At 68.0% G+C, this 1,139-nt stretch carries 1 protein-coding gene; it reads left to right on the forward strand.

Annotated elements, in window-relative coordinates; genetic code table 11:
* Positions 1–331: 331 nt before the first annotated feature.
* A complete protein-coding gene (locus tag AC1D15_RS33510; protein WP_477829456.1) occupies positions 332–1,075 on the forward strand; it encodes a hypothetical protein in 744 nt (247 codons plus the stop codon).
* Positions 1,076–1,139 lie beyond the last annotated feature (64 nt).

Below are 1,139 nucleotides of genomic sequence, written 5' to 3' on the forward strand. Positions count from 1 at the left end.
GGTCCCGTCGATCGAAGAAGTGAAGCCGCRGATCCTGCAGGCCCTGGGCCAGCAGAAGCTCGCGAAGTTCCGCGACGAGATCCGCGCGAAGTCGAAGACGGACTACAAGTTCTCGACCGCCAACTGAGGCCGATCGGCTTTCGACAAGGGGCGCCTGCGGGYGCCCTTTTTCATGGCGCCGCGCGAGCTTCGCGTGCGTTTCTGCAACGCAAAGTAGTGCAACGGCGAATGTCGTCTGGTTCATGAGCGAAAGGGCGGCAGCCTGCACGCTCCCGGCGCGAGCCGTCCACGTAGGCTCGGGGTGTCTTTCCACGCAGTACGTTCCAAACCCATGACACCCGCCCAAACCAAGATCTCCCTGCCCACGTCCTTCCTGTTGGCTTCGACCCTGTGCGCGGCGCTGACCGCCTGCGGCGGCGGCGGCGGCGATTCCACACCCGCCGCGACGACCACCCCCACGACGCCTGCCGCGGCCAGCTTTGCCGGCTGCTTCGAGATCACCGAGGGCGTGGCCTACACCGTGACCGATCCGGGCGGCGTCCCCGACGGCGTCCGGATGGCCAAGGAAACCTTCGAGGGCGCGGTACGCAACGCTGCCGTGGAGTTCACGGACGCCACCACCGTCCGCAGCAACGCGACCTACTGGTCGCAGGACGCGAACGGCACCCGTCTGCTGGGCGGGATCCTCTACGACGCCAACGGCAACGCCATTGCCAAGGCCGTGYGCTCCGACGGCTTCACGCTGCCGCTGACCATGCAGGCCGGCGACTCCAAGACGCTGAACTACACCGAGGTGACCACGGTGCTGGCGGGCGCGTCTGCGGGCCACACCGAAACGGCTTCCTGGCAGGAGACCTGGACCTTCGAGGGCTACGAAACGGTGACGCTGGCCGGCAAGACCTTCACGGACGCGTGCCGGGTGAAGACGCTGGATGCGGACGCGGCGGCGAACGGCGACGGCCCGTCCACGCTCTGGTTCGCCAAGGGATTCGGCATCATCCGCGCCCTCCACACCAACAGCGCCGGCGCGACCGTGGAAGACATCAAGGTCGAGACCATCACCGCCCAGCCCTGACCCGGCTCGGCGCCAGCTCGCGCTCCACCAGCGCCGTGAACCAGCCGATCCCCAGCGGCAGCGC

Source organism: Rhizobacter sp. P2_H2 (genome assembly GCF_056403375.1).